This window comes from Streptomyces sp. NPDC003943, from assembly GCF_053605265.1.
In genome coordinates this window covers 55,429-80,832 of the sequence record NZ_JBSGIW010000007.1, presented here as the reverse complement: position 1 = coordinate 80,832, position 25,404 = coordinate 55,429, and the positions used below count along the sequence as shown (strand labels likewise).

27 protein-coding genes are annotated in these 25,404 nt (G+C 72.3%); 16 read left to right on the top strand and 11 right to left on the bottom strand.

Annotation, left to right across the window (positions count from 1 at the left end; genetic code table 11):
• Positions 1–6: 6 nt before the first annotated feature.
• Entirely contained in the window at positions 7–495 is a 489-nt protein-coding gene (locus ACWEV0_RS04940; RefSeq protein ID WP_453146518.1) for a MarR family transcriptional regulator, read from the bottom strand.
• 96 nt (positions 496–591) lie between these two features.
• Here ACWEV0_RS04940 and ACWEV0_RS04935 point away from each other — a divergent pair, with 96 nt between their 5' ends.
• Positions 592–1,056, top strand: a complete 465-nt coding sequence (locus tag ACWEV0_RS04935; protein ID WP_453146517.1) for a MarR family winged helix-turn-helix transcriptional regulator — start codon at positions 592–594, stop codon at positions 1,054–1,056.
• Between the two features lie 3 nt (positions 1,057–1,059).
• Here the strand turns inward: ACWEV0_RS04935 and ACWEV0_RS04930 are convergent, their stop codons facing one another.
• Positions 1,060–1,494: a hypothetical protein gene (locus ACWEV0_RS04930; protein ID WP_453146515.1), complete on the bottom strand. Its 435-nt coding sequence runs from the start codon at positions 1,492–1,494 to the stop codon at positions 1,060–1,062.
• 566 nt (positions 1,495–2,060) lie between these two features.
• On the opposite strand from ACWEV0_RS04930, the gene ACWEV0_RS04925 reads away from it, so the two are divergent.
• The 3 genes from ACWEV0_RS04925 to ACWEV0_RS04915 all read left to right on the top strand — a co-directional run bounded on the left by ACWEV0_RS04925 (position 2,061) and on the right by ACWEV0_RS04915 (position 5,177).
• Positions 2,061–3,422 (top strand): aminotransferase class III-fold pyridoxal phosphate-dependent enzyme, encoded by a 1,362-nt coding sequence (locus tag ACWEV0_RS04925; protein ID WP_453146513.1) that lies wholly within the window; start codon positions 2,061–2,063, stop codon positions 3,420–3,422.
• Positions 3,423–3,570: 148 nt separating this feature from the next.
• Positions 3,571–4,287, top strand: a complete 717-nt coding sequence (locus ACWEV0_RS04920; protein WP_453146511.1) for a GntR family transcriptional regulator — start codon at positions 3,571–3,573, stop codon at positions 4,285–4,287.
• Positions 4,288–4,523: 236 nt separating this feature from the next.
• Positions 4,524–5,177 (top strand): hypothetical protein, encoded by a 654-nt coding sequence (locus tag ACWEV0_RS04915; protein ID WP_403793928.1) that lies wholly within the window; start codon positions 4,524–4,526, stop codon positions 5,175–5,177.
• 38 nt (positions 5,178–5,215) lie between these two features.
• On the opposite strand, the gene ACWEV0_RS04910 is transcribed toward ACWEV0_RS04915, so the two are convergent.
• Positions 5,216–6,046, bottom strand: coding sequence for an SLATT domain-containing protein (locus ACWEV0_RS04910; RefSeq protein ID WP_453146508.1), 831 nt, complete (start codon positions 6,044–6,046; stop codon positions 5,216–5,218).
• Between the two features lie 243 nt (positions 6,047–6,289).
• Here ACWEV0_RS04910 and ACWEV0_RS04905 point away from each other — a divergent pair, with 243 nt between their 5' ends.
• The 3 genes from ACWEV0_RS04905 (at position 6,290) to ACWEV0_RS04895 (ending at position 8,091) form a co-directional block, all read left to right on the top strand.
• A complete protein-coding gene (locus ACWEV0_RS04905) occupies positions 6,290–6,631 on the top strand; it encodes a YbaB/EbfC family nucleoid-associated protein (RefSeq protein ID WP_403793926.1) in 342 nt (113 codons plus the stop codon).
• 156 nt (positions 6,632–6,787) lie between these two features.
• Positions 6,788–7,387 (top strand): recombination mediator RecR, encoded by a 600-nt coding sequence (recR, locus tag ACWEV0_RS04900; protein WP_265865201.1) that lies wholly within the window; start codon positions 6,788–6,790, stop codon positions 7,385–7,387.
• 50 nt (positions 7,388–7,437) lie between these two features.
• A complete protein-coding gene (locus tag ACWEV0_RS04895; RefSeq protein ID WP_453146506.1) occupies positions 7,438–8,091 on the top strand; it encodes a DUF5063 domain-containing protein in 654 nt (217 codons plus the stop codon).
• A 311-nt stretch (positions 8,092–8,402) separates the two neighbouring features.
• Here the strand turns inward: ACWEV0_RS04895 and ACWEV0_RS04890 are convergent, their stop codons facing one another.
• From ACWEV0_RS04890 to ACWEV0_RS04880, 3 genes are read right to left on the bottom strand one after another with little or no spacing between them, the layout of a single operon-like run.
• Positions 8,403–9,167: an amino acid ABC transporter ATP-binding protein gene (locus ACWEV0_RS04890; RefSeq protein WP_453146504.1), complete on the bottom strand. Its 765-nt coding sequence runs from the start codon at positions 9,165–9,167 to the stop codon at positions 8,403–8,405.
• Positions 9,164–10,009, bottom strand: coding sequence for an amino acid ABC transporter permease (locus ACWEV0_RS04885; protein WP_453146596.1), 846 nt, complete (start codon positions 10,007–10,009; stop codon positions 9,164–9,166). Before ACWEV0_RS04885 ends, ACWEV0_RS04890 begins: the two co-directional genes overlap by 4 nt.
• A gap of 44 nt (positions 10,010–10,053) precedes the next feature.
• Positions 10,054–10,941, bottom strand: a complete 888-nt coding sequence (locus ACWEV0_RS04880; protein WP_453146502.1) for an ABC transporter substrate-binding protein — start codon at positions 10,939–10,941, stop codon at positions 10,054–10,056.
• A gap of 248 nt (positions 10,942–11,189) precedes the next feature.
• Between ACWEV0_RS04880 and ACWEV0_RS04875 the strand changes: the two genes are divergently transcribed.
• The 4 genes from ACWEV0_RS04875 (at position 11,190) to ACWEV0_RS04860 (ending at position 15,697) form a co-directional block, all read left to right on the top strand.
• A complete protein-coding gene (locus tag ACWEV0_RS04875; protein ID WP_403793917.1) occupies positions 11,190–12,461 on the top strand; it encodes an aspartate kinase in 1,272 nt (423 codons plus the stop codon).
• Between the two features lie 46 nt (positions 12,462–12,507).
• Positions 12,508–13,542 (top strand): aspartate-semialdehyde dehydrogenase, encoded by a 1,035-nt coding sequence (locus tag ACWEV0_RS04870; RefSeq protein WP_453146500.1) that lies wholly within the window; start codon positions 12,508–12,510, stop codon positions 13,540–13,542.
• A gap of 263 nt (positions 13,543–13,805) precedes the next feature.
• The gene (locus ACWEV0_RS04865; RefSeq protein WP_453146498.1) at positions 13,806–14,564 is read left to right on the top strand and encodes a SigE family RNA polymerase sigma factor; all 759 of its coding nucleotides are present in this window, start codon (positions 13,806–13,808) and stop codon (positions 14,562–14,564) included.
• 59 nt (positions 14,565–14,623) lie between these two features.
• Entirely contained in the window at positions 14,624–15,697 is a 1,074-nt protein-coding gene (locus ACWEV0_RS04860) for a hypothetical protein (RefSeq protein ID WP_453146497.1), read from the top strand.
• Positions 15,698–15,721: 24 nt separating this feature from the next.
• Here the strand turns inward: ACWEV0_RS04860 and ACWEV0_RS04855 are convergent, their stop codons facing one another.
• Complete coding sequence (locus ACWEV0_RS04855; protein WP_453146495.1) at positions 15,722–16,462, bottom strand: SURF1 family protein; 741 nt, start codon at positions 16,460–16,462, stop codon at positions 15,722–15,724.
• Between the two features lie 23 nt (positions 16,463–16,485).
• Positions 16,486–18,387, bottom strand: coding sequence for a prolyl oligopeptidase family serine peptidase (locus tag ACWEV0_RS04850; protein WP_453146493.1), 1,902 nt, complete (start codon positions 18,385–18,387; stop codon positions 16,486–16,488).
• A 70-nt stretch (positions 18,388–18,457) separates the two neighbouring features.
• Between ACWEV0_RS04850 and ACWEV0_RS04845 the strand changes: the two genes are divergently transcribed.
• Entirely contained in the window at positions 18,458–19,300 is an 843-nt protein-coding gene (locus tag ACWEV0_RS04845; RefSeq protein ID WP_453146491.1) for a class I SAM-dependent methyltransferase, read from the top strand.
• On the opposite strand, the gene ACWEV0_RS04840 is transcribed toward ACWEV0_RS04845, so the two are convergent.
• Entirely contained in the window at positions 19,266–19,586 is a 321-nt protein-coding gene (locus ACWEV0_RS04840) for a DUF6191 domain-containing protein (protein WP_453146489.1), read from the bottom strand. The genes ACWEV0_RS04845 and ACWEV0_RS04840 overlap by 35 nt on opposite strands.
• A gap of 73 nt (positions 19,587–19,659) precedes the next feature.
• Here ACWEV0_RS04840 and ACWEV0_RS04835 point away from each other — a divergent pair, with 73 nt between their 5' ends.
• Positions 19,660–20,679, top strand: a complete 1,020-nt coding sequence (locus ACWEV0_RS04835; RefSeq protein ID WP_453146487.1) for a YdcF family protein — start codon at positions 19,660–19,662, stop codon at positions 20,677–20,679.
• Between the two features lie 119 nt (positions 20,680–20,798).
• Complete coding sequence (locus ACWEV0_RS04830; RefSeq protein ID WP_453146485.1) at positions 20,799–21,080, top strand: hypothetical protein; 282 nt, start codon at positions 20,799–20,801, stop codon at positions 21,078–21,080.
• Positions 21,081–21,105: 25 nt separating this feature from the next.
• Here the strand turns inward: ACWEV0_RS04830 and ACWEV0_RS04825 are convergent, their stop codons facing one another.
• Together ACWEV0_RS04825 and ACWEV0_RS04820 are read right to left on the bottom strand one after the other, a co-directional pair.
• Complete coding sequence (locus ACWEV0_RS04825; RefSeq protein WP_453146484.1) at positions 21,106–22,224, bottom strand: protein kinase domain-containing protein; 1,119 nt, start codon at positions 22,222–22,224, stop codon at positions 21,106–21,108.
• 157 nt (positions 22,225–22,381) lie between these two features.
• Positions 22,382–22,900 carry an SAM-dependent methyltransferase gene (locus ACWEV0_RS04820; RefSeq protein WP_453146482.1) on the bottom strand — a complete coding sequence of 173 codons (519 nt, stop codon included), beginning with the start codon at positions 22,898–22,900 and terminating at the stop codon, positions 22,382–22,384.
• A 202-nt stretch (positions 22,901–23,102) separates the two neighbouring features.
• Here ACWEV0_RS04820 and ACWEV0_RS04815 point away from each other — a divergent pair, with 202 nt between their 5' ends.
• Together ACWEV0_RS04815 and ACWEV0_RS04810 are read left to right on the top strand one after the other, a co-directional pair.
• The gene (locus tag ACWEV0_RS04815) at positions 23,103–24,620 is read left to right on the top strand and encodes an alkaline phosphatase (protein WP_453146480.1); all 1,518 of its coding nucleotides are present in this window, start codon (positions 23,103–23,105) and stop codon (positions 24,618–24,620) included.
• Between the two features lie 89 nt (positions 24,621–24,709).
• On the top strand, positions 24,710–25,282 hold the full coding sequence (locus ACWEV0_RS04810; RefSeq protein ID WP_453146478.1) for a hypothetical protein: 573 nt from the start codon (positions 24,710–24,712) through the stop codon (positions 25,280–25,282).
• Positions 25,283–25,404: the final 122 nt, after the last annotated feature.

Genomic DNA, 25,404 nt, shown 5'->3' with positions numbered 1-25,404 from the left:
CGGCTGTCAGGCCGTCAGCGCTGCGAGCTCCGCGTCGGCCCGCTCGGTCACCAGCGCGAGCACCCGGCCGGCGGCGGCGAGGTCCTCGGTGGGTATGCCGCCCCAGACACGGGCCGAGATGGGGGCGGTCTCCGCGGCGAGGGTGGCGATCAGCTCGCGGCCCGCGTCCGTGGGGAGGAGGTGTGCGCCGTCCGTGACGAGCAGCTTCCGGGCCTCCAGCTCGTCGAGCGTGGTGCGGATGTCGGCCGGGTCGGTCTTGAGGGAGCCCCGGACCTGGGCGATGAGCTCGTCCGCCGTCTGCGGGGCGTCGGCCGTGACGGCGGCGCGCAGGGCGATCTGCTGCTGGAACGTGGTGCCGTGCCGGCCCAGCACGTGCTCCAGGACGCCGCGGGCGGCGTAGTGGGCGAGGCCGAGGGCGCGGGCGTCGGCGAGGGGAGCGGTGGTCGGGGCGGCGTTGACGCTGGTGGCACTGGCGGCGTCGGTGTTCACGGACATGCTCGTTCACTCCTCTAACGTTCGGATGACTAACGTTTGTGGCACTAACGACAGTAGATCGTTCGTGCCACTAACGCAAGGGGTAATCTGCACCGCATGAGCGAGACTCCCGAGACTCCCGAGATGCCCGAGGTCACCGACCTCCCCGACCGGCTGCGCGGCCTGCCCAGCCGCCTGCTCGCGCTCACCTCGGCCCGCGCCGACCGGGTGGTGAGCGAGCGTCTCGCCGCCGAGGACGCCCGCAAGTGGCACTACGCGACGCTCGCCTCACTCGCCGAGTACGGCCCCACCAGCCAGGCGGGCCTCAGCCGTCGCACCGGCATCTACCGCAGCGACCTCGTCGCCGTCATGAACGAGCTGGAGGCGCAGGGCCACGTCGCCCGCACCCCCGACCCCGCCGACCGCCGCCGCAACGTCGTGACGATCACCTCGCAGGGCCGCCGGCACCTCCGGCGCCTCGACAAGATCCTCGCCGACGCGCAGGACGAGCTGATGGCCCCGCTCTCGGTCGCGGAACGGTCCCTGCTCGTCAGCCTGTTGGAGCGGATGCTCGCGCGCTGAGCCTCAGCTTCCGCTGTCGAAGATCGCGACCAGCAGGCTTCCCAGCGCGACGAGCGGGACCCCGACGCCCACCAGGCCCTTCAGCACCCCGGCCTCCGAGCGGTACTTCTTCCGCACGTCCTCCGCGGTCCCCACCATCGCCCGACTGGGCCGACGCGGGTCGTACACCACCGGCGCCACCGAGCCGACCGGCTCCGGTTCCTTCACCTGGAGCTCGTAGAACTCACCGCTCCGGCCGCCGTCCACGACGACCCGGTAGTGCACCCGGAACTTCCTGTTCATCCAGTCGTGGTGATACGACACCGCGTCACCCTCGACGCCGTGCCGCACCAGCGCGCGCAGCTTCAGGCACAGCGCGATGCCGCCGGTCGTGACGAAGAGCGCGAAGCCGCCGAACACGATGAGCAGGGCGCCTATGACGGTGAGGGCTCTGTTCATCAGCGCTGCCCGGTGAAGAAGGCGACGCCGTCGCCGGAGCCGGAGCTGCTGTGGCTGGACTCGAACCAGTGCAGGGTCTTGCTCATCTTCCCTCTCCCGCCAACCGCTCGACGAGGCCCGGTGATTCGCGCGGGCCAGGAGCCCGAGACCGGATCTTCGCACAGCGCCGGGCGTACGTGCTCCCCTTGGCCGGCCGCGTTGTTGCGGAGGCCGGAGCCCACGGGAGCTGCTCCCGAACGCTCCGGACATGAAGATCGGTGAGGCCTCCAGCCCAGCGGCGTCGAGGCTCGGAGGCGCCCTGCCGGCGCCCCCGAGGTACACCCCCTGGCCGACGGCCCGGAGGTGCGGCGGCGGCCGGGCACCCGGCGGACCCGCGGCAAACACGCCCTCGACCCCTGGCGCTGGAGCCCCGCCGGATCACTCCGCACACACGGCGCGCGCCCGCACACTCCGCGCGCCCGCACACTCCGCGCGCGACCACTCCCAGCAATCTGTCTCGTCCGCCCCGGTCTCGGTGGACAAGATGGTCATGGCCCGCCCCACCTGCGGTTACCTACCCTCGACCCATGACCCCTCATGTCGAACCCGACCCCCAGGCCGGTGCGGCCGTCAAGGCCGCCGACCGCGCGCACGTGTTCCACTCCTGGTCCGCCCAGGGCCTGATCGACCCGCTCGCCGTCGCCGGCGCCGAGGGTTCGTACTTCTGGGACTACGACGGCAACCGCTACCTCGACTTCACCAGCGGCCTCGTCTACACCAACATCGGCTACCAGCACCCCAAGGTCGTCGCCGCGATCCAGGAGCAGGCCGGGAAGCTCGCGACCTTCGCGCCCGCCTTCGCCGTGGACGTGCGCTCCGAGGCCGCGCGCCTCATCGCCGCGCGCACGCCCGGCGACCTGGACAAGATCTTCTTCACCAACGGCGGGGCCGAGGCCGTCGAGAACGCCGTCCGCATGGCCCGGCTGCACACCGGCCGTACGAAGGTGCTCTCGGCCTACCGCTCGTACCACGGCGCCACCTCCACCGCGATCAACCTGACCGGTGACCCGCGCCGCTGGGCCTCCGACACGGCCTCGGCCGGCGTGGTCCACTTCTGGGCGCCGTTCCTCTACCGCTCGCCGTTCTACGCCACCACCGAGGCGGAGGAGTGCCAGCGCGCGCTCCAGCACCTCGAGGACACCATCGCCTTCGAGGGCCCGGCGACCGTCGCCGCGATCATCCTGGAGACCGTGCCGGGCACGGCCGGCATCATGACCCCGCCGTCCGGCTACCTGACCGGCGTGCGCGAGATCTGCGACAAGTACGGGATCGTCTTCGTCCTCGACGAGGTCATGGCGGGCTTCGGGCGCACCGGCAAGTGGTTCGCCTCCGAGCACTTCGACGTCGTGCCCGACCTGATGACCTTCGCCAAGGGCGTGAACTCCGGGTACGTGCCGCTGGGCGGCGTCGCCATCAGCGCGAAGATCGCCGCGACCTTCGACACCCGCCCGTACCCCGGCGGTCTGACCTACTCCGGGCACCCGCTGGCCTGCGCCGCCGCCGTCGCCACCATCAACGTGATGGCGGAGGAGAAGGTCGTCGAGCACGCCGCCCACATCGGCGAGACCGTCCTCGGCCCCGGCCTGCGCGAGCTGGCCGAGCGCCACCCGTCGGTCGGCGAGGTCCGCGGCATGGGCGTCTTCTGGGCGCTCGACCTGGTCAAGAACAAGGAGACGCGCGAGCCGCTCGTCCCGTACAACGCGGCCGGCGAGGCGAACGCGCCGATGGCCGCCTTCGGCGCCGCGGCGAAGAAGAACGGCCTGTGGCCGTTCATCAACATGAACCGCACCCACGCCGTCCCCGCCTGCAACGTCAGCGAGGCGGAGGCCAAGGAGGGCCTGGCCGCCCTCGACGCGGCGCTGAGCGTCGCCGACGAGCACACGGTGTGACGCACCCTGCGTGACGCACACGGTGTGACGCACCCTGCGTGACGCACACGGTGTGACGTATTCGGGCCAAGCGACTGTGATCGGCCCCTCTCCGCCCTGGACTAGGGTGTCCCGGAACCGGACGGACCGGACGGAGGGGGCCGACCACATGCCCGCGAGCGGAGCTGTCACCCGCAACACCCTGCGACAGCAGATCGCGGACGCGCTGCGTGACGAAGTCCTCGCTGGGCGTCTCCAGCCGGGGGAGGAGTTCACGGTCAAGCAGATCGCCGAGCAGTACGGCGTCTCCGCGACGCCCGTGCGCGAGGCCCTCGTCGATCTGTGCGCGCAGGGGCTGCTCGACTCCGACCAGCACCGGGGCTTCCGGGTGCACGAGTTCTCGGTCGACGACTACCGGGGCATGGTCGAGGCGCGCATGCTCGTGGTGGACGGCATCTTCCGCCGGAACGCGCCCTCCTCGGAGCTGCCGGCCGAGCCCGCCGAGCCCGACATGACGTACGGCGTCACCCTTGTCTCGATACGCCGCCGGGGCGAGGCCGCCGCGCGTGCCGCCCGGGCCGGGGACCTGGACGTTCTCATCGGATACGACATCCGATACTGGCGCGAGCTGGGCCGGCTCGTCGCCGCCAACGACTACATCGCCGACTTCCTGCACCGGCTGCGCGTCCAGGCGTGGGTCTTCTCCGTCCCGTACCTGCGCTCCGACCGCGATCTGGTCGGCTGGCTGTGGAGCGGGCACGTCGAGCTGGTCGACGCGATCACGCGCGGCGACGCGGACGGCGCGGTGGCGGTCGTACGGGACTACAACGCGCGGTCGCTGGAGTGGGCGGACCGGCTGGAAGCGCGCCCCCGGCGCACGGGCTGAGACGTACGGGTCGAGACGCGCCGGTTGAGACGTACGGGCTGAGTCGTGCCGGTTGAGACGTACGGGCTGAGTCGTGCCGGTTGAGCCGTACGGGCTGAGTCGTGCCGGTTGAGCCGTACGGGCCCAGACGTACGGGTTGACGAGCCGCCCGCGCGGGCAGGCACCCAGCGGGTAGGCGGGGCCGCGTGGTCCCACTAACCTGGCCACCCCTGCAACTGACGGAGAGCGAGCCTCCCTTGGCCTGTGACCTGTGGCTGGTCCCCCTCGTCGACGTGCTGTGCCACAGCGCCGACAACCCCTTCGCCGAAGAGATAGCCACCTTCGACCAGGCCCTGACCGAGGCCGGCCTGCCCACCGTGCCCGTCTACGCCTACATGCCGGGGCTCACCGGCGACGTCGCCCCGGTCGCGGGCTTCGACTACGAGGCCCTGCACTTCCTGCGCCGTGCCTACCTGCTCCAGATGTGCGGGCTGCCGGTCGAACCGGTCGGCGAGCTCGGCGGGGACTACGAGCAGCTCCTGGAGATGTTCGAGGCGACCGCCCAGCAGTCGCACCTGGTGTGGCACTACGACCACGCCGGCGCCTATGTGCCGGTCGACTTCCCCGTACCGCTCTCCAACGACGAGCTCCTGGAGGGCGGCGGTCCGCTCGGCTCCTCGCACGGGCTGCTCCGCGAGCTGGAGTTCGTCGCGCCCGCGATCGGCATCGACCCGGCGAACCCCCCGGCCGCGCCCGCGCCCCCGGACCGGCCGACCAGCCTGGAGGAGCCCGCCGCCCCGGCCCCGTACCAGGACGACAGCCCCTTCGCCCGCGAGCGGCACGTCTGGCTGGGACTGCACGCGGCGGCCACCCGCAGCCTGGCACAGGGCTCGATGATCATCCTCAGCTAGTACGGGTACGGGTACGGGACCAGGGCTCCCTACGGCGCTCAGCGCGGCTCCGGCGGGCGCTGGCGCGGCATGTTGGGCCGGGTGCCCGGCGGCAGCGGGAAGCGGCCCGAGGGATGGCCGGCCTCGGGGCGGGAGCCCGGGGCCGTGCCGACGGCCTGGAGGGCCAGCGGCGCCGGGCCGGAGCGGAACTCGACCATCCAGTCCGTGGTCTCCGCCCGTACCAGCTCCGTCACGTCCTCCGAGAAGCGGCGCAGGATGCCCAGACAGCGCTCGGCGGCCTCGCTGGCCGTGCCCTCCGTCGGGCCGAGCACCTCGCGCACGCTCTCCGAGGCCCAGTCGAACTGGAGCGCCTGGAGCCGGCGCTGCACGGCCTGCGCGGTGGCCACGTTCCTTATCCAGCCCGAGGTGATGCCGAAGTAGCGGTCGCAGGCGAGGCAGGCGGCGCCGAGGAGCAGCGAGAGATAGCCCCAGCCGGCCAGGCCGTCGGCGACCCCGGCCAGGTCGAGCAGCGGCAGCGCGGCGCCCGCGATCGCGCCCAGGGCCGTGCCGACGCGCAGCAGGCGGGCGCAGCGGCGCTTCCACACGCGGTCGGAGAGGTACCACTCGGCGGTGCGCAGCGCGTTCGACTCCACCCAGCGGTAGAGCTCGTCGAGGCGCTCGGCGGGCTCGCCCCAGTCGCCCAGCGGGAAGGGCGCCCCGGTCAGGTCTGCGGCCCGGTCGCCGTACCGGTCGCCGTTCAGGCCCCTGCTCCGGCCACTGCTCCGGTCTCCGGTCCGGTCGCGGTGCGCGGCCGGGACTCCGGGCTCGCCGGAGTTGCCCGGGCCTTCGGGGTTCCCCGGCTGCGGCTGCATGTCCGGCTGCTGGCTCACCGGGGGACTCCTCTGTTCAGCTCAGCGCTCGTGTCCTTCTGTGACGTGCGGTGCACGTGGTGCCTGCCCTTCCTACCGCCGAATGGTGGGCTGTGGGCCCGGAATCCCGGGATTTCCGCCCACAAGAGGGTGTTGATCAGGTAGAGGAGCCCGCAGTTTCTCACTCGAAAGAGTTGCGTCGGCGTGGGGGTCGACGACCACGTAGGCTCGTTTTCACCAAGTTCCGAAACCTGAGGAGTGACCGTGATCCCCGGTGGTGGCCAGCCCAACATGCAGCAGCTCCTCCAGCAGGCCCAGAAGATGCAGCAGGACCTCGCCCGCGCCCAGGCGGAGCTCGCGGCGACCGAGGTCGACGGGCAGGCGGGCGGCGGCCTGGTCAAGGCCACCGTGACCGGCTCGGGCGAGCTGCGCGGCCTGGTGATCGACCCGAAGGCGGTCGACCCGGAGGACACCGAGACCCTGGCCGACCTGATCGTGGCCGCCGTGAAGGCCGCCAACGACAACGCGCAGCAGCTCCAGCAGCAGAAGCTGGGCCCGCTGGCGCAGGGCCTGGGCGGCGGCGGCCTGCCGGGCCTGGGTTTCTGAGACCCGGCCCCGGCCAGGCCTTCCGGGACCCGGCCTCCGGTCCGGTTTCCGGGACCTGGTCCCGCCATCCCTCCGGGTCTTCGACCCGTACATCTTCTGTGGCCGGATTCCAGCCACTACCGTAAGAATCAAGCACTTCCGAGAAGGGCGCCGGCATTGTACGAAGGCGTGGTTCAGGACCTCATCGACGAACTGGGCAGGCTGCCCGGCGTCGGTCCCAAGAGCGCCCAGCGGATCGCCTTCCACATCCTCCAGGCCGAGCCGACCGACGTGCGGCGGCTCGCCCAGGCGCTTCTGGAAGTGAAGGAGAAGGTCCGGTTCTGTGCGGTCTGCGGAAACGTCGCGCAGCAGGAGCAGTGCAACATCTGCCGTGACCCGCGCCGGGACCAGACCGTCATCTGCGTGGTCGAGGAGCCGAAGGACGTCGTGGCGATCGAGCGGACCCGCGAGTTCCGCGGCCGCTACCACGTGCTCGGCGGCGCGATCAGCCCGATCGAGGGCGTCGGCCCGGACGACCTGCGGATCCGCGAGCTGCTGGCGCGGCTCGCGGACGGCACGGTCACCGAGCTGATCCTGGCCACCGACCCGAACCTGGAGGGCGAGGCCACCGCGACGTACCTGGCGCGGATGATCAAGCCCATGGGCCTGAAGGTGACGCGGCTCGCGAGCGGTCTGCCGGTCGGCGGCGACCTGGAGTACGCCGACGAGGTCACCCTGGGGCGTGCCTTCGAGGGGCGGCGACTGCTAGATGTATGACGACGACCGAGTCCGTGCGGACGACGCCGCACTCTCAGAGAGGCTCCTCGATGTCTGACGCCACGCTGCACTCCATCACCCAGGACCCGGACGACTTCGCGGTGCAGGTCGCGGACTCGATCGAGAGCTTCATCGTCGCGACGACGGAGGTCGCCAAGGGCGACGAGCCGGACAGCGCGGTGCCCTTCCTGCTCCTGGAGGTCTCGCAGCTGCTGCTCGCCGGCGGGCGGCTCGGCGCGCACGCGGACATCGTTCCGGACGAGCAGTACGAGCCGGACGCGGGGCCGGACGTGGACGTGGACGACCTGCGCGAGCGGTTCGCGGTCATGCTGGAGCCGGTCGACGTGTTCTCCGAGGTCTTCGACCCGTACGAGCCGCGCAAGGCGCCCGTACCGGCGCGGATCTCCGACAACCTCGCCGACATCGTCACCGACCTGAGGCACGGCCTCGCCCACTACCGGGCGGGCCGGACCAGCGAGGCGCTGTGGTGGTGGCAGTTCTCGTACTTCTCGAACTGGGGCCCCACCGCCTCCGCCACCCTGCGCGCCCTCCAGTCCCTGGTGGCGCACGTCCGGCTCGACCAGCCGCTCGCCGACCTGGCGGGGCTCGACACGGACGAGGACCTGGCGGAGGACGCCCTCGCGGAGGAGGCGGGGCGCGTGATGGCGGAGGAGCTGGGCGGCCTGGGCCGCCACGGGATCTGACAGGCAGAGAGACTTACGGGCCGGCCCCGGCTTTGCGGGGCCGGCCCGCGGTGTACGTACGGGGCTCACGTGGCCGTACGAGCCGGCTCGCGGGTCTCTACGGGGCCGGGCACCGCGCGTAACGGCCCGGCCCGCGGCCTACGAGCCCGACGGTGGCGTACGAGGCCGACGGCGGCGTACGGCCCCGCCCGCGGCGTACGGCCAGCGGGGGGGCCTACGAGCCGCCCGACGGCGGCATACGAGCGGGCGGCGTACGAGGCCAGCGGCGTACGGGCTGACGCGGCCGTACGGGCCAGGCGGCGGCGTACGCCCTACAGGCGGCCCGCCTCCACGATGCGGCTCAGGAACCGGCGCGTGCGCTCGTGCGCCGGGGCGCCGAAGACCTCGGCCGACGTGCCGCGCTCCAGGACGACCCCGTTCTCCAGGAAGCACACCTGGTCGGCGACCTCGCGGGCGAAGCCCATCTCGTGGGTGGCGATGACCATGGTCATGCCCTCCTCCTTGAGGTCCCGCACCACGTTCAGGACCTCGCCGACCAGCTCCGGGTCGAGCGCCGCCGTCACCTCGTCGAGCAGCAGCAGGCGTGGCCGGCTCGCGAGCGCTCGGGCGATCGCCACGCGCTGCTGCTGGCCGCCGCTGAGCCGGTCCGGGTACTCGCCCGCCTTGGCGCCGAGCCCGAGCCGGTCGAGCAGCTCGCGCGCCCGCTCCTCGGCGGCCCGGCGCTCGGCCTTGTGGACGCGGCGCGGGGCGAGCGTGATGTTGTCGAGCACGCTCATGTGCGGGAAGAGGTTGTACGCCTGGAAGACCACGCCGATCCGGCGCCGTACGGCATCGGCGTCGGCGCGCGGGTCGGTGATGTCCTCGCCGTCCAGGAAGATCGCGCCGTCGTCGATCTCCTCCAGGAGGTTGGCGCACTTGAGGAGGGTCGACTTGCCGGAGCCGGAGGCGCCGATGAGGACGGTGACCGAGTGCTGCGGGACGGTGAGGTCGACATCGCGCAGGACGACGGTCTGGGCGGAGCCGTGGCCGTACGTCTTGCGGACGGACTCCAGGCGGAGGACGGGCGTCTGCGTCATACCGTGCCTCCCTGCGACTGGCGGCGGTTCATCCGGGCCGTGACCCAGTCCGTGAACCGGGTCATCGGGATCGTCAGGACGACGAAGACCAGGCCCGCGACGACGTACGGCGTGTAGTTGAAGGTCTTGGAGGCGAGGATCTGGGCCGCGTACACGGCGTCGACCGCGCCCGCGATGGAGACCAGGCCGGTGTCCTTCTGGAGCGAGACCAGGTCGTTGAGCAGCGGCGGCACCACCCGGCGTACGGCCTGCGGCAGCACCACGTAGCGCATGGTCTGCGCGCTCGACAGGCCGAGCGAGCGGGCGGCGGCGCGCTGGCTGGGGTGGACGCTCTCGATGCCGGCCCGGAAGACCTCGGCGACGTATGCCGAGTACGTGAGGACCAGCGCCGTACCGCCGAGGACGACCGGGTCGGTCGGGACGCCCTGGAGGCGCAGTGCGGGCACGCCGAAGATCACCGCGAGCAGGCAGATGATCAGCGGCAGGCCGCGGAAGAAGTCGACGTAGGCGGTGGCGAGCGCGCGCAGCGGGAAGAACGCCGGGCCGCGCAGGGTGCGGGCGACGGCGAGCAGCAGGCCGAGGACGAGCGTGATGGCGCCGCAGACGACGAGGAGGCGGAGGTTGAGCCACAGGCCGTCGATGACCTGGGGGAACGCCTGGCGGGCGTACCCCCAGTCGAAGAAGGTCTCCTTCGTGCGCGGCCAGCCGGGGGAGCCGGTGATGACGAAGTAGAGCACCGCCAGCGTGACGGCGGTGCTCAGGGCGGCGACGGCCGTCGCGCGGCGGGTGCGGGAGCGCTTGTAGCGCTCCCGCTCGATCCGCCGCTGCGACGGCCTGTACATCTCGCCCGGAGTGTCCTCCCGGGGCGAGTCCTCCTTCGTGACGGTCACTTCAGCACCGGCGCGCCGGCCGCCTCGGACAGCCACTGCTTCTCGATCGCGGCGAGCGTGCCGTCCTTGCGCAGCGCGTCCACGGCCTGGGAGACGCAGGAGGTCAGCGCGGAGCCCTTGTCGAGGACCAGGCCGAACTGCTCCTTGGCGCCGCCGGTGGTCTCGAACTGGCCCACGACCTTGGCCTCGGGGACCTCGGCGCCGGTGATGTAGAACGCGGTCGGCAGGTCCACGACGATCGCGTCGACCTGGCCGTTCTTGAGCGCGGCCTTGGCGAGGTCGTTCTTCTGGAAGACGGCGGGCTGCTGCTCCGGCTTGATCTGCTGGTTGATCACGTCGAGGCTGGTCGTGCCGACCTGCGCGCCGAGCTTGGCGCCCTTGAGGTCGGCGAGGGTGGTCGCCTTCGCGGCCTTGGAGCTCTTGAGCGCGATGACGGCCTGGCGGACGTCGTAGTAGCCGGAGGACAGGTCCACGGCCTTGCGGCGGTCCTCGTTGATCGACACCTGGTTGACGTCGAAGTCGAAGCTCTTCTCGCCGGGCGCGAAGGCGTTGTTGAACGCGACCTTCTGCCAGACCACGTCACCCTTCGCGAAGCCGAGCTTCTGCCCGACCGCGTACGCGACGGCGGACTCGTAGCCCTTGCCGTTGGCCGGGTCGTCGTCCTGGAACCAGGGCGCGTAGGCGGGCGTGTCGGTGCCGACCGTCAGCTTGCCCTTTGCCTTCGTGGCGAGCGTGTCCTTCGCGCAGGACGCGGGCGCGTTCTTGGCGGGCTTGGCGCCGGCCGCCTGCCCCTGGGGGGCCTCGGGCTGGGGCGCGCACGCGGACGCGGCGAGGGCGACGAGGACGGAGGCCGTTGCGAGCGTGGCGGTGTGACGTGGGCGCATGGCGGGAGATTGGCACTCGTCCGGGCATCTGTCCAGGTCACGCGCATGCCGTCTCGTATGCCGAAACGTTTGTGACCGGCGTGTTGCGGCACCTCCGCGGCACCTCGCGGCGGGTTCGACGATCGTGAGTGATCACTCCGCGAGCAGCGGATCTCATCATGCGATATCACCGTGGCGTTTTTCCACCGCTCGTTAGACTGAGCCGACCGCAGTGAGAAGCTGCGGCAACGACTGAGCGAGGAGCGCACGTGGGCCTTGTCGTGCAGAAGTACGGAGGCTCCTCCGTTGCCGATGCCGAAGGCATCAAGCGCGTCGCCAAGCGAATCGTGGAAGCCAAGAAGAACGGCCACCAGGTGGTGGTCGTGGTCTCCGCGATGGGCGACACGACGGACGAGCTGATCGATCTCGCCGAGCAGGTATCCCCGATGCCGGCCGGCCGTGAGTTCGACATGCTGCTGACCGCCGGAGAGCGGATCTCCATGGCCCTGCTGGCCATGGCGATCAAAAACCTGGGCCACGAGGCCCAGTCGTTCACGGGCAGTCAGGCGGGTGTCATCACCGACTCGGTCCACAACAAAGCGCGCATCATCGATGTCACGCCGGGCCGCATCCGCACCGCGCTCGACGAGGGCAACATCGCCATCGTCGCCGGTTTCCAGGGCGTGTCCGCGGACAAGAAGGACATCACCACGCTGGGCCGCGGCGGCTCCGACACGACCGCCGTCGCCCTGGCCGCCGCGCTCGACGCCGAGGTCTGCGAGATCTACACGGACGTCGACGGCGTCTTCACCGCCGACCCGCGCGTGGTGAAGAAGGCGAAGAAGATCGACTGGATCTCCTTCGAGGACATGCTGGAGCTCGCCGCCTCCGGCTCCAAGGTGCTGCTGCACCGGTGCGTCGAGTACGCACGCCGCTACAACATCCCGATCCACGTCCGCTCCTCCTTCTCGGGGCTGCAGGGCACGTGGGTCAGCAACGAACCGACAGGGGATCTGAAGGTGGAGCAGGCCATCATCTCCGGTGTCGCCCACGACACCTCCGAGGCCAAGATCACGGTCGTCGGCGTGCCGGACAAGCCGGGCGAGGCCGCGGCCATCTTCCGTGCCGTCGCGGACGCCGAGATCAACATCGACATGATCGTGCAGAACGTGTCCGCGGCCTCCACCGGGCTCACGGACATCTCCTTCACCCTCCCCAAGTCCGAGGGCCGCAAGGCCATCGACGCCCTGGAGAAGACGAAGGCCACGATCGGCTTCGACTCGCTCCGCTACGACGACCAGATCGGCAAGATCTCCCTCGTCGGCGCCGGCATGAAGACGAACCCGGGCGTCACCGCGGACTTCTTCAAGGCGCTGTCGGACGCGGGCGTCAACATCGAGCTGATCTCCACCTCCGAGATCCGCATCTCGGTCGTCACCCGCGCCGACGACGTCAACGAGGCCGTCCGCGCCGTCCACACCGCCTTCGGCCTGGACAGCGACTCGGACGAGGCCGTGGTCTACGGCGGCACCGGCCGGTGACGTGCCTCAGGTAGGCACTTCGGGCACGAAGCCGACGCTCGCGGTCGTGGGAGCGACCGGGGCCGTCGGCGCCGTGCTGCTCCGGATGCTCTCGCACCACGCGGACGTCTGGGGCGAGATCCGACTCCTCGCCTCCGCCCGCTCGGCCGGCTGCCGCAAGCTGACCGTGCGGGAGGAGGAGAGCGAGGTCCTCGCGCTGAGCGAGGAGAACCTGGAGGGCGTCGACGTCGCCCTCTTCCTCGTGCCCGACGCCGTCGCGGCGCGCTGGGCGCCGATCGCCGCCGCCAAGGGCGCGGTGGTCGTGGACACCTCCGCGGCGTTCCGGGCCGACCCCGACGTGCCGCTCGTGGTCCCCGAGATCAACGCGCACGCCGCACGGATGCGGCCGCGCGGCATCGTCGCGAGCCCCGGCTGCTCCACCCTGGCGCTGATCGTCGCCGTGGGCGCCCTGCACGCCGAGTACGGGCTCGCCGAGCTCGTCGTCACCGTGCAGCAGGCCGCGAGCGGCGCCGGCCGGGCGGGCACCGCCGCGCTGCGCCACCAGCTGGCCGTCGTCACCGGCAGCGAGCTGGGCACGCACCCCGGCGACGTGCGCCGGGCGGTCGGCGACGCCACCGGCCCCTTCCCCGGGCCGCTCGCCCTCAACGTGCTGCCCTGGTCGGGTGAGCTCGCCGCCGACGGCTGGTCCACGGAGGAGCTCGCCGTCCGCGAGGAGACCCGCAAGATCCTCGACCTGCCCGGGCTGCGGGTCGCCGCGACCTGCGTCCGGATCCCGGTGGTGGCCGGGCACTCCGTCTCCGTGCACGCCCGCTTCGAGAAGCCCGTCACCGTCGCCCGCGCGCACGAGATCCTCGCCACCTCGCCGGGTGTGGTGCTGTACGACGATCCCGGCGCCGGCGACTTCCCGACGCCCGCCGACGTCGTGGGCACCGATCCCTCCTGGGTCGGCCGGGTGCGGCGGTCGCCGGACGACACCCGGGCCCTGGACCTCTTCGTGTGCGCGGACAACCTGCGCAAGGGCGCCGCGCTCAACGCCGTCCAGATCGCGGAGTCGATCGTGGGGACGATCTCAACTTTGTAGGATCTGTGAACGCCTTGTGAGTAATTCGGCGTCGGCAGGCTCTTGATCAGGTCAGATGTCCTGGACGACGATGCTGTTCCCGCCCCGCTGCAACCAGGCGGTCGGGCGGGAGCGTCTTCGCGTGCACCCAGGACCATGTGACGCGAAGCACGCCTAGAGCGGGGCATCGGGGGAGAACGGGTACGCATGAGGGCAAACGACGCACCGTCAAAAACGGTGGCGTACGCGTACAACCCTGACGGGGGGAAGCGTGTCCAACAGGCGTGGCAGAGGTACTCGACATCGCGGCGGTCATCCCGCTGCACGGCACCGGGGTGCGCCCGCTCAGGCGGCCGCGCCCGGTCGGCGGCATGCCGGTGATCGCGCCCATGCCCCTCAAACCCCGCCCCTTGCGGCCCGCCCGTCCCGCCGGTCAGACTCCGGGGCAGACCGAAGAGATCGCTGGTCAGAGCGCCGGTCAGAGCACCGCGACGCCGACCGTGAGCGGTATTCCGGCGCCCCGCGGGGGCGCTGACGACACGATGGCTGCCGGCACCACCGTCGACCACCTCACCGAGACCTACCGCGCCCACTACCGGTCGCTGCTCGGTCTCGCCGCGCTGCTCCTCGACGACACCGCCTCCTGCGAGGACGTCGTGCAGGAGGCGTTCATCCGGGTCCACTCGGCCCGCAACCGGGTCCGCGACCCCGAGAAGACCCTGGCCTACCTGCGCCAGACCGTCGTCAACCTCTCGCGCTCCGCGCTGCGCCGCCGCATCCTCGGCCTCAAGCTGCTCTCGAAGCCCATGCCGGACATGGCGAGCGCGGAGGAGGGCGCGTACGACCAGCTGGAGCGGGACGCGCTGATCAAGGCGATGCGCGGGCTCCAGCGACGCCAGCGCGAGGTCCTGGTGCTGCGCTACTTCGCGGACATGACGGAGGCCCAGGTCGCCGAGACCCTCGGCATATCGCTCGGCTCGGTCAAGGCATACGGCTCCCGCGGCATAGCGGCACTGCGCGTCGCCATGGAGGCCACGTCATGAGCGGCGGGCGGCATGATGGGCGCGACGGTGAGCGGGACGACCTGAGTGGATTCGGTTTGGTGAACGAAGCGCCGGAGGGCCAGGCGGCGGAGGACCGGGCGGTCGGGTCTGGGGCCGCGGACGGCTCCCTCGACGAGGTCGCGCTGCGGCGGCTGTTCCAGGGCGCGGTGTCCGGGCTCGAGCCGTCCACGGACGCGCTCGACCACCTGCGCCGGGCCGTGCCCGCCCGCCGGGCTCGCAAGCGGCAGGCCGTCGTCGGCATGGCCGCCGCGATCGTCCTCGTCGGCACGGCCGTGCCGGCCCTCGTGCACGTCGCATCGTCGGACGGGATCAGCACCGACAAGGCCGTCAACGCCGGACACGGCGAGCAGGCCCAGGGCGGCACCGGCACCGAGACCGGCATCGAGGGCGGACAGAAGACCACCACACCGTCCCCCGGGGCCACCGCGACCGGCCAGGGCGGCGCCGAGGGCACCACGGGCAGGCCGCCCGCCGCCACGGCGCCCGGCACGGGCGTCGGCAGCGGCGCCAAGCCCACCCCGTCCGTCGCCCCGGACGCCCCGCCGGCCTGTCTCGCCGGCCAGCTCGGCGTCGTCTCGGCCCAGGCCGGCGCGCCGGACGAGTCCGGGAAGGTCTACGGCACCTTCCGGATCGCCAACGTCTCGCCGCGCGACTGCGTGGTCGGCGGCGCCGGGAAGATCGCCTTCGAGGCGCACGGCGCGGCCGACCGTACGAAGATCGCGGTCGTGGAACACACCGCGGGGGACGCGGCCGGCGGCCTGCCCGACCCCGCCCAGGAGTCGCCGCGGCTGCTGCTCACCCCGGACAACGCGTACGAGGTGAAGTTCGCCTGGGTGCCCAGCGAGACCTGTCCGACCACCGGCACCACGCCGACGCCGACCCCGACCGACCCGACGAGCGGCGGCTCGACCACCGGCGGCACCACCACCGGCGGGTCCGGCGCGGAACCGTCCGCCAACACGCCCGACACGCAGACGACGGACGGCACCACCGCCGACGGCAGCATCGCCGTGACGCACACGGCGGACCCGGGCGGCCCGGTGGCCGAGACGACCGTCCCCAACGCCTGCGCGGGCACGATCTACCGGACCGGGATCCTGGACGCCTCCTGAGGCGTCCAGGACCGGCGGCCTCCGTCAGAGCCCGAGGGCCGCATCCCGCTGGGTCTCCACCTCGCGGCGGACGAGGCGGAACCACATGAAGACCACGAAGCCCGCGAAGACGAACCACTCGGCCGTGTAGCCGAGGTTCTGGAACGCCTTCATGTCCAGGCTCGTGCCGGCGGCCGCGGCCGCCGGCACCGGCTTGAGCCCGGCGGGGGAGTCGGTGAGCGTGATCCAGGCGTCGTAGACGTCGTCCTGCACCACGTTCACCAGCGACGCGGCGCTGATCAGGCCGAGCTGCCCGGCGGGCAGCCCGCCCGTGGTGCGGACGCCCTTGGTGCCCGGGCCCTCCGACGCCTGGAGTGCGCCGGTGACCGTGACCGGGCCGGTCGGCGGGGCCGGTGCCTCGGCGCCCGTCGGCAGCCAGCCGCGCACCACCGGCAGCGACTTGCCGTCGTCCGTCTTCAGGAGCGTGAGGACGTACGAGCCGGTGCGGCCGTCCAGCTCCCGGTCCGGAACCAGGAACTGCTCCCCGTACCGCCCGTCGGCCCGCGCGATGCGACCCGAGGTCTCCTTGTCCACGGGCAGCAGCGCGTCCAGCGCCTCGGCCTTCTGCGTCGCCGGGTCGGGGCGCCGCCCGGCCTCCTCGTGGGAGGCGACACGGTCCTCGAACCTGCCCAGCTGCCAGGTCCCCATGAACACGCAGAACGGGATGGCGAGGAGGACGAAGACGTTGATCCCCCACCAGCGGGGCGTTCTCAGGAACCGGTACACACCCCCACGGTACGGGGGGCCGCTCAGCCCACCTCCTTCCGGGGTCCGGAAGGCCCGGGCGTCCCCAGGTGCCGGGCCGCGAAGGCGAGATCGAGCGCCACCTGCTTGATCCGCTCGTCCACGACCAGCGAGCCGTGCCCCGCGTCGTACCGGTACACCTCGTGCACCGCGCCCCGGGCGGCGAGCCGGTCCACGTAGTTGTCGATCTGGCGGATCGGGCAGCGCGGGTCGTTGACGCCGGCGGTGATGTGCACCGGGGCCCGGACCGCGTCCACGTACGTCAGCGGCGACGAGGCCGTGAACCGCTCCGGGACCTCCTCCGGCGAGCCGCCGAGCAGCGTGCGGTCGAGCGCCTTGAGGGCCTCCATCTCGTCCTCGTACGCCGTCACGTAGTCCGCGACGGGCACCGCGGCCAGGCCCAGCGCCCAGGCGTCGGGCTGGGTGCCGAGGCCGAGCAGGGTGAGGTATCCGCCCCAGGAGCCGCCGGCCAGAACCAGCTTCGCCGGGTCGGCGAGGCCGCTCGCCACCGCCCACTCGCGGACCGCGGCGATGTCCTCCAGCTCGATCAGACCGACCCGGTGCTTCAGCGCGTCCGTCCACTCCCGGCCGTAGCCGGTCGAGCCGCGGTAGTTGACGCGCACCACCGCGTAGCCGTGGTCGAGCCAGGCCGCCGGGCCGGAGGCGAAGGCGTCGCTGTCGTGCCAGGTCGGCCCGCCGTGCACCTCGAAGATCGTCGGGAACGGCCCCTCGCCCTCCGCCGGGCGCTGCACGAGGGCGTGCACCCGGCCGCCCGGACCGTCCACCCACACGTCCTCCACCGGCACCGACGGCGGCGCCTTAGGGCCGGGCGGGTCGAGGACGACCGAGCCGTCCGTGGAGCGCACCACCGGCGGCTGGGCGGCCGAGGACCACAGGTACTCGACGGTGCCGTCCGGGCGTGCCGTCGCGCTCGACACCGTGCCCGCCGGGGTCTCCACCCGGACCAGGGCGCCGGTCGCGATGTCGTACCGCCACAGCTCGCTGCGGGCCTCGAAGCCGTGCACGATCAGCAGGCCCGAGCCGTCCGCGAACCACTCCGCGGACACGTCGCCCGGCAGGTCGAGCCGCAGGTCGGTCTCGGTGCCCGTGGCCACGTCCCACAGCATCGGCTCCCAGCGGCCGCGCCGCTGGTGCCCGACGAGCAGCCGGGTGTCGCCGGCCACCGGCGCGAATCCGAGGACGGTCAGGCCCAGCTCCTCCGTACCGCCCTTGGTGTCGTCCAGCTCGGCCACCACGGCGGAGGAGCCGGCTGCGGCGCCGGCGTCGGGATCGGCCGCGACGTCGGCGCGCAGCACGCGGATCGCCGAGTGCATCGCGTCCCCGTGCTCGGTGTGCTCGATCGCGATCAGGGAGCCGTCGTACGACAGGTCGCCGACCCCGGCCGACTCCCGGTGCCGGTAGATCTCCACCGGCTCGGCCGCGCCCGGCCGCAGCAGGTGGACGGTCGAGCCGTCCTCGTCCGTGGAGCGGCCCACCACGACCGTGCCCTCCCGGCCGAGGGCCAGGCCGGCCGGGTAGGAGGCGTCGAGCCCGGGCACCGCGGGCTCGTCCGCGCCACCCTCGAAGGGCTGGCGCATCCACACCCCGAACTCGTCGCCGTCGGTGTCCGCGAACCACCAGATCCACCGGCCGTCCGGGCTGAGCGTGCCGTCCGTCGTCCCGTTCGGCCGGTCCGTCACCTGGCGCTGCCCGCCCGTCGCCCGGTCCCACGCGTACAGCTCGAACGTCCCCGTCGCGTTCGACACGAACAGCGAGCGGTCCGGGGCCTCCTCCGCCCACTCGGGCAGCGAGACCCGTGGCGCGCGGAACCGCTGCTCCCAGGCCGGGGCGCCGGCGAAGTCCGTGTGCCTGCTCTGTTCAGTGCTCTGGTCAGTGCTCTCGGTCATGGAGCCATGATGCTCCGCTCCGCCGACAAATCGTTCGCCTCGCCCCCAACCTGTGGATAACCTCGCGGGCATGTACGCACCGACCCCCGACGACTGGCACGAGGCCAACCGCGCACGCTGGGACGAGCGGGTGCCGATCCACGCCGCCAGCGACTTCTACGGCCTCGACGACTTCCGAGCCGGCAAGGACGCGCTGCGAGACTTCGAGCTCGCGGAGGTCGGCGACGTCACCGGCCGCTCGCTGCTCCACCTCCAGTGCCACATCGGCCTGGACACCCTGTCCTGGGCCCGGCACGGTGCCGCGCGCGTCGTCGGCCTCGACTTCTCCGAGCCGGCCGTCGAGACCGCCCGCTCGCTCGCCGCCGACCTCGGACTGACGCCCGAGCAGGCCGCGTTCGTCGCCGCCGACGCGTACGACGCCGCCACGGCCGTGCCGGACTCCGCGTACGACATCGTCTACACCGGGGGCGGCGCGCTGTGCTGGCTGCCCGACCTCGAACGCTGGGCCGAGACGGCCGCCTCGCTGGTGGCGCCCGGCGGGTTCCTGTACGTCGCCGAGTTCCACCCCATGGCGGACTCCTTCGACGACGAGACCGCGACCCGGCTGGTGCACGACTACTTCGTGCGCGATCCGTGGGTGGACACCACCCCCGGCACGTACGCGGACCTGGACGCCGCCACCACCCACAACCTCAGCGTGGAGTGGGTGCACCCGGTCGGCGAGGTCGTCACGGCCCTCGCGAAGGCGGGACTGCGCATCGAGTTCCTGCACGAGCACGACATGACCCTGTTCCCCCGCTTCGAGTCCCTGGCGCGCCAGGAGGACGGCTACTACCGCTTCGCGGCCGACCGCCCCCGGATCCCGCTGATGTACTCGATCAAGGCGTCGAAGGCCCGGCAGCCCGCCCGGTAGACGGCGTCAGCCTGATCACGGCGCGCCCGCCCGCCAGATCCACCGTGGAGCGGTGCGGCGGGGCGCCGTCCTCCTCGTCGTCACGCAGCACGAGGGAGCTCTGCCGCTCCTTCAGCTCGTTCTGCTTGCCCTGCGAGAACGTGGCGTGCAGCTGCTCGAAGCCGGTCGCGGAGACCTGGCCGGTGCGCTTCCCGCGCCCGGTGGCGCGCAGGATCTGATCGCCGAACGCGAGCAGCGTCAGCAGGATGACCAGCCCGGGCAGCGTCACGAACACGGCGAATCCCATGCCGCCATTCTGCCCCGGGCCCTGAAACGGCGTAAGCCGCCGGCCTGTCGGAGGCCGGTCCTACGATTGCGGCATGGAGTTCGCATTCGTCGTTGCAGCAGTGTTTCTCCTGCTCTTCGGGGCCGGGGTGCTGCGCGACCGGCGCCGCTTCGGCAACGCCGTCCATCTCGGCCTGGCCGTCACCTTCCTCGGCCTCGGCCTGCTCGCCGGCATCGACGACGCCCCGCCCGGCGTCGGCGAGACGGTGATGGTCGTCGTGCTGCTCGTGCTCGCGCTCGGCCCGGTCGTACTGGCCGGGCTGCTGTGCGCGAACGGCGTGAAGATGGTCCGCAAGGAGGGCAGACGCCCCGCGAACCTGCTGGCGCTGCTCGCCGGGCTCGGCATGTTCGGCGTGATGGTGCTGATGGCCGTCGCGGTCGTCAGCCGATCGGTGCGGCTCGGCGTGGTCGTCGGCACGCTGCTGCTCGTCCTCGGCTATGTCTCCTTCCTCTTCGTCTGCTTCATCGGCTACGCCTTCCTCTACGGCCGGATGGGCATCCGCCGCGACGCCGACTACGTCGTGGTGCTCGGCTCCGGACTGCTCGGCGGCCGCCGGGTGCCGCCGCTGCTCGCCAGCCGCCTGGACCGGGGCCGGGAGGTGTACGAGAAGCTCGCCGAGCTCCGCGAGGTGGACCGCCCGCCGGTGCTCATCACCTCCGGCGGCCAGGGCCCCGACGAGCAGCTCCCCGAGTCGCACGCGATGGCCGACTACCTCGTCGAGCGCGGCTTCCCGGCGGACCGGATCCTGCGCGAGGACCGCTCGCGCACGACCGAGGAGAACATGCTGTTCAGCCGGGAGCTGATGGAGGCGGAGCGGCCCGGCGCCGAGTGCGTGATCGTCACCAACAACTTCCACGCCTTCCGGGCCGCGCTGCTCGCCCGGAAGACGGGCGTGAAGGGCCAGGTGGTGGGCTCGCCCACCGCCGCGTACTTCTGGCCGAGCGCCACGATCCGCGAGTTCGCCGCCGTGTTCCTCCAGTACAAGGCCGTCAACCTGGGGATCTGCGGGGCGCTGATACTCATGGGCGCCCTGGCCCTCGCCGCCGCTCCCTGACCCCGCTCTCCGGCCCACCCCGCTCTCCGGCCCACCCGGACCGCCGGGAGTAGCACCGCAGGTCGGATGACGTCGGCCGTCCTACGCTGGAGGAGGCCGATACGGGCGGAGGCGACGTCATGAAAGCTCGGCACCACTTCCACATCGAGTACCGGGGCCACTCGGTGAGTGCCACCGTCCAGACCGGGCACCGGCCGGTCGTCGAGATCCTGGTGGACGGCAAGGAGACGGGCCACGCCACGACCGAACACGACCGCCCGGTCACCCTCCACATCGAGCTGCCGACCGAGCCTCCGACGCCGGTCACCGTGCGGGCGACCCCGGGCCCGGGCGTGCCGCGCTGCATGCTTTTGGGCCCGGAGGAGCAGGAGCAGCATGTGATGGCCCCGCGTATCTACTGATCCCGGTGCTGGGTTCCTCGCACGGTCAGCTGAGCCAGGCCATCCCGATCAGCAGGAAGACGACGAAGGCGACGGCCCCGGCGACGGCCGCGGTACGGCGCGGGCGGCGCCGGGAGATCGCCGCGAGCGGGTTCTCGGCGGGCGCGGCCGCGCGCCGCGAGCGGGGTCCGGGCGAGGCGGCGGGGACCGGTCTCGGGGGCGCGGAGCGCGGTGCCGAGTGCGGTGCCGAATACTGTGCCGAGTGCGGTGCGGAGCGCGGTGCCGAATGCTGTGCGGGGCTCGGCACGGGCTGCGGCTGCGGCGGGGGTACGGCCTGCGGCAGCGGCTGCGGCTGGTCGCGCCACGAACCGGAGGCGAACCAGTCGGCGATGGCCTGGGCCTGCGGCCGCTGCTCGGGCTGCTTGGCGAGCAGCGTGAGCAGGAAGTCCTCGAAGGCCACCGGGATCGGCACGCCGAGCTGCCGCGGCGGCGCCGGCGCGGTGTCGATGTGCTGGTAGAGCAGCGCGGTCGCGGTGTCGGCGCGGAACGGAGGCTGTCCGGTGAGCAGTTGGTAGAGCACGCAGCCGAGCGAGTAGACGTCCGAGGCGGGCGAGGCGGGCTGCCCCAGGGCCCGCTCCGGCGCCAGGTAGAGCCCCGTGCCGACGATCTGGCCGGTGGTGGTGAGCGCGGCCGACGGGTCGTCGACGAAGCGCGCGATGCCGAAGTCCGCCAGCTTGACGGTCCCGTGAGAGTCCATCAGCAGGTTTCCCGGCTTGATGTCGCGGTGCACCACGCCCTGCCGGTGCGCCGCGGCGAGGCCCGCCGCGGCGTGCGCGGCGACGGTCGCGACCTGCTCGGCGGAGTACACCGTCGAGTGGTTCCGGTCGCCGGCCAGGCTGTCGCCGTCGACGAGCTCCATGACGAGGTAGAGCTTTCCGTCCCAGGTGCCGAAGTCGAAGACGCCGACGACGTGCGGGTGGCTCAGCCGGGCCGCGGTCTGGGCTTCCAGCCGGAACCGGTCGGCCGCCGACGGGTCGTGCTCGTGACCCAGCATCAGCTTCACGGCCACGTCGCGCCCGAGCACCTCGTCGGTCGCCCGCCAGACCTCGCCCATGCCGCCACGTCCGACGCACACCTGGAGCCGATATCGGTCCGCGACCAGCACCTGAGACCCACCCTTCTCTTGATGACTCATCGTAGAGCGGGTTCGCCCGGCGCTTCCTCAAGCCCTGGACTCCCAAGCCCTTGAACTCCCAGCCCCCTGGACTCTCAAGCCCCCGGGCACCAGGAGCAGCAGCACGCTCCACGGGAGCGAGCCAGGTTCACGCCGGCATCCACGCGCTGACGCAGACGGCGTACGGGGAGGTGGTGGTACGGGTCGGGAAGCCGTACGCCGTGAGCGCGGCCGCCGTCCGGGCGGCGGCCTGCGCCGAGCGGTCGGCCGGCCCCCCGCCGTATCCGAAGAACAGGTGCAGCGCCCCGCCGGGCACGAGCACGCGCTCCAGGACGGCGAGTTCGCGGTCCGGCGACCGGGTCCAGAACACGTTGACGTTGAAGGCGAACACGGTGTTGAACTCGTGCCGTTCGGCCAGGTCGAGCAGGGGAAGCGTGCGGACCTCCGCCCGCCCGGCGGCGATCTGCCCGGCGAGCCGGCGGCGCGCCAGGGCGGTGGCCCTGGCCGAGCGGTCGATCGCCACGATCCGTCCGGCGCCGCCGGAGAGCCGCTCGCACACGAGCGCGGCGGCCGAGCCGTTGCCGCAGCCGATCTCCAGGACGCGGTCGTCGGGCCGGAGACCGAGGACCGTCAGCGCCCAGGCGAAACGCGGGGGGATCGCAGCCATACGGCCACCTTACGGCGGCGGCTCGCGGCGGAGAGACCGGAAGGAATCCGTCAGGCCCGGCCTGTTCCCCTTCGCGACACCCTGGCATCGCGGACTGTTCACGGCCCGCTCCTAGCGTCGCTGACACCCGGCTCTTCCGGGTGCGTCGCACCCGGCACACGACGGGGCCGGGGAGTGACGCCCAGCGTCTAGGAGCATCCGCATGCGCAGATCCGTCAGGATCCTGACGGTCGTCGCCACGACCGGCGCCCTCGCCGCCGGCAGCGCCGTGGCGGCCAACTCGGCGCCCCAGCACGGGGGCAAGGGCAACGAGATACGCAACGTCATCTACCTGCTCGGCGACGGCATGGGCCGCACCCACGTGACCGCCGCCCGCGAGCGGTACTACGGCGCCACCGGCAAGCTGAACATGGAGCGGCTGCCGAACTACGGCGCCGTCGCCACGTACGCCGTCGAGAAGGACAGCGACCAGCCCGCGCTGGTCACCGACTCCGCCAGCTCGGCCACCGCCTGGTCGACCGGCAAGAAGACCTACAACGCCGCCATCAGCGTCGACGCCTACGAGAAGAAGGTCGCGACCCTGATGGAGCAGGCCCACCAGGCCGGCTTCGCCACGGGCAACGTCTCCACCGCCGAGGTCACCGACGCGACCCCGGCCGCCCAGTACAGCCACGCGCTGCTGCGCGGCTGCCAGGGCCCGGTCTACTCGGACGCCTCCTGCCTGCCGAAGAAGGCCGACGGCACCTTCGAGGACAAGCCGGCCGACCAGACCCTGATCACGCCGATCGCCGAGCAGATCGCCCGCAACGGCACCGCCGACGTCATCCTCGGCGGCGGCCTGGCCCGCTTCGAGCCGGACGACCAGAAGGCGCTGCAGGCGCAGGGCTACCAGGTGCTCGGCAGCTTCGGCGACCCGGCGCTGCCCGCGCAGACCGCCGCCACCCAGAAGGTCGCCACCAAGGCCGACCTGGCGAACGTCAGGCGCGGCAAGGTCGTCGGCCTGTTCAGCCGCGGCAACCTGACCGTCGAGCAGGCCAAGGCCAAGCTGCCGGCCGACGCGCCGCAGCAGCAGGAGCCGACCCTCGCGGAGATGACCAAGAAGTCCATCTCGCTGCTCGACGGCCGGTCCAAGAAGGGCTTCCTCCTCCAGATCGAGGGCGCCCAGATCGACAAGCGCTCGCACGCCAACGACGCGGCGCAGACCCTCGGTGAGATCAAGGCGTTCGACGACGCCGTCAAGGCCGCGGTCGACTTCGCCAAGAAGGACGGCCACACCCTGGTCGTCGTGACGGCGGACCACGAGTGCGCCGGCTTCAACATCATCGAGAAGGGCACCTTCACCAACGCCGAGGCGGCCGCCCCGCCGGCCAACACCGACGCGGGCAACCCGGCGAACAACTCCACGCCGTCGCGCTCCTCCTCGGCCAACGTCAAGGACCCGGCCCGCTCCTCCGGCATCGTCAACGGCGCCGGCGCGAACGACCCGAAGAACTTCGGCCCGGCCACCTTCCGTACTCCGGACGACCCGGCGGACGTGCAGGACGGCAGCCCGGAGGCGAGCCTCTGGCTGTCCTACCTGTCCGGCAACCACACCGGCGCCGACGTGCCGATCTACGCCTACGGCCCGGGTGGCAAGCGCTTCGCCGTCAGCCAGAACAACGTCGAGCTGTACGGCAAGATGTACCGCTCGCTGTTCGGCACGGCTCCGCGCACCGACTGAGCCCGTGCGCGGGGCCGGGGCGCGTCCCACTCGGCGCGCCCCGGCCCCGCGCTTCCGTCCTCGCAGTCACCCACCCCCGGAGTTCGCCGATGAGCCCGCTCACCCGCACCACCAAGGCCGCCGTGCTCGGCCTCCTCGCCCCGGCCGCCCTCGTCGCGACGCTCACCGCTTGCGGCGGCCCCTCGGCGGGCGCCGGGCAGGACGCGGCCCCGAAGCCCCGGCCCACCGCCACCGCGGCCGCCCAGGTCACCTTCCCCGCCCCGCGCACCGCCCCGCCCGCCGCGCCGACCCTCACGCCGGCCCCCGCCAAGGGCGAAGTCCGCGTCGAACAGGGCTCCTTCACCGACCGCGTCCGCCTCACCCGCCTGACGCTCACGTCCGCTGCCGCCGAGCCGCGGGTCACCGGCCACCTGGCCGTCACCTCCGACGTCAGCGACGTCCTGGCCCTCGAACTCCGCGCCGCCTTCTACGACGCGCACGGCCGCCTCCTCGGCACCGGCTCCTTCCAGTACCAGGAGGAGGGCGAGGACTCGCACGGCACCGAGCGCCACGACGGCCCCCGCGCCGCAGGTGACGGCATCGACGTCACCATCCCGGCGAAGGGCCTCAAGGGCACGCCGGCGGCCGCGGTGGTCTCCGTACCGGTGCTGGTCAACGAGTAGCCCCGTAAAACCGTTTGGCCGCCCACGGCGCCGCTGCTACTTTTTCGGAAGCCGTGCAGGAGAACGAGGAGGTGGTACCCGTGAACGCAGTATCGACATGGGTGCTCCCCTCAGGGGTCACG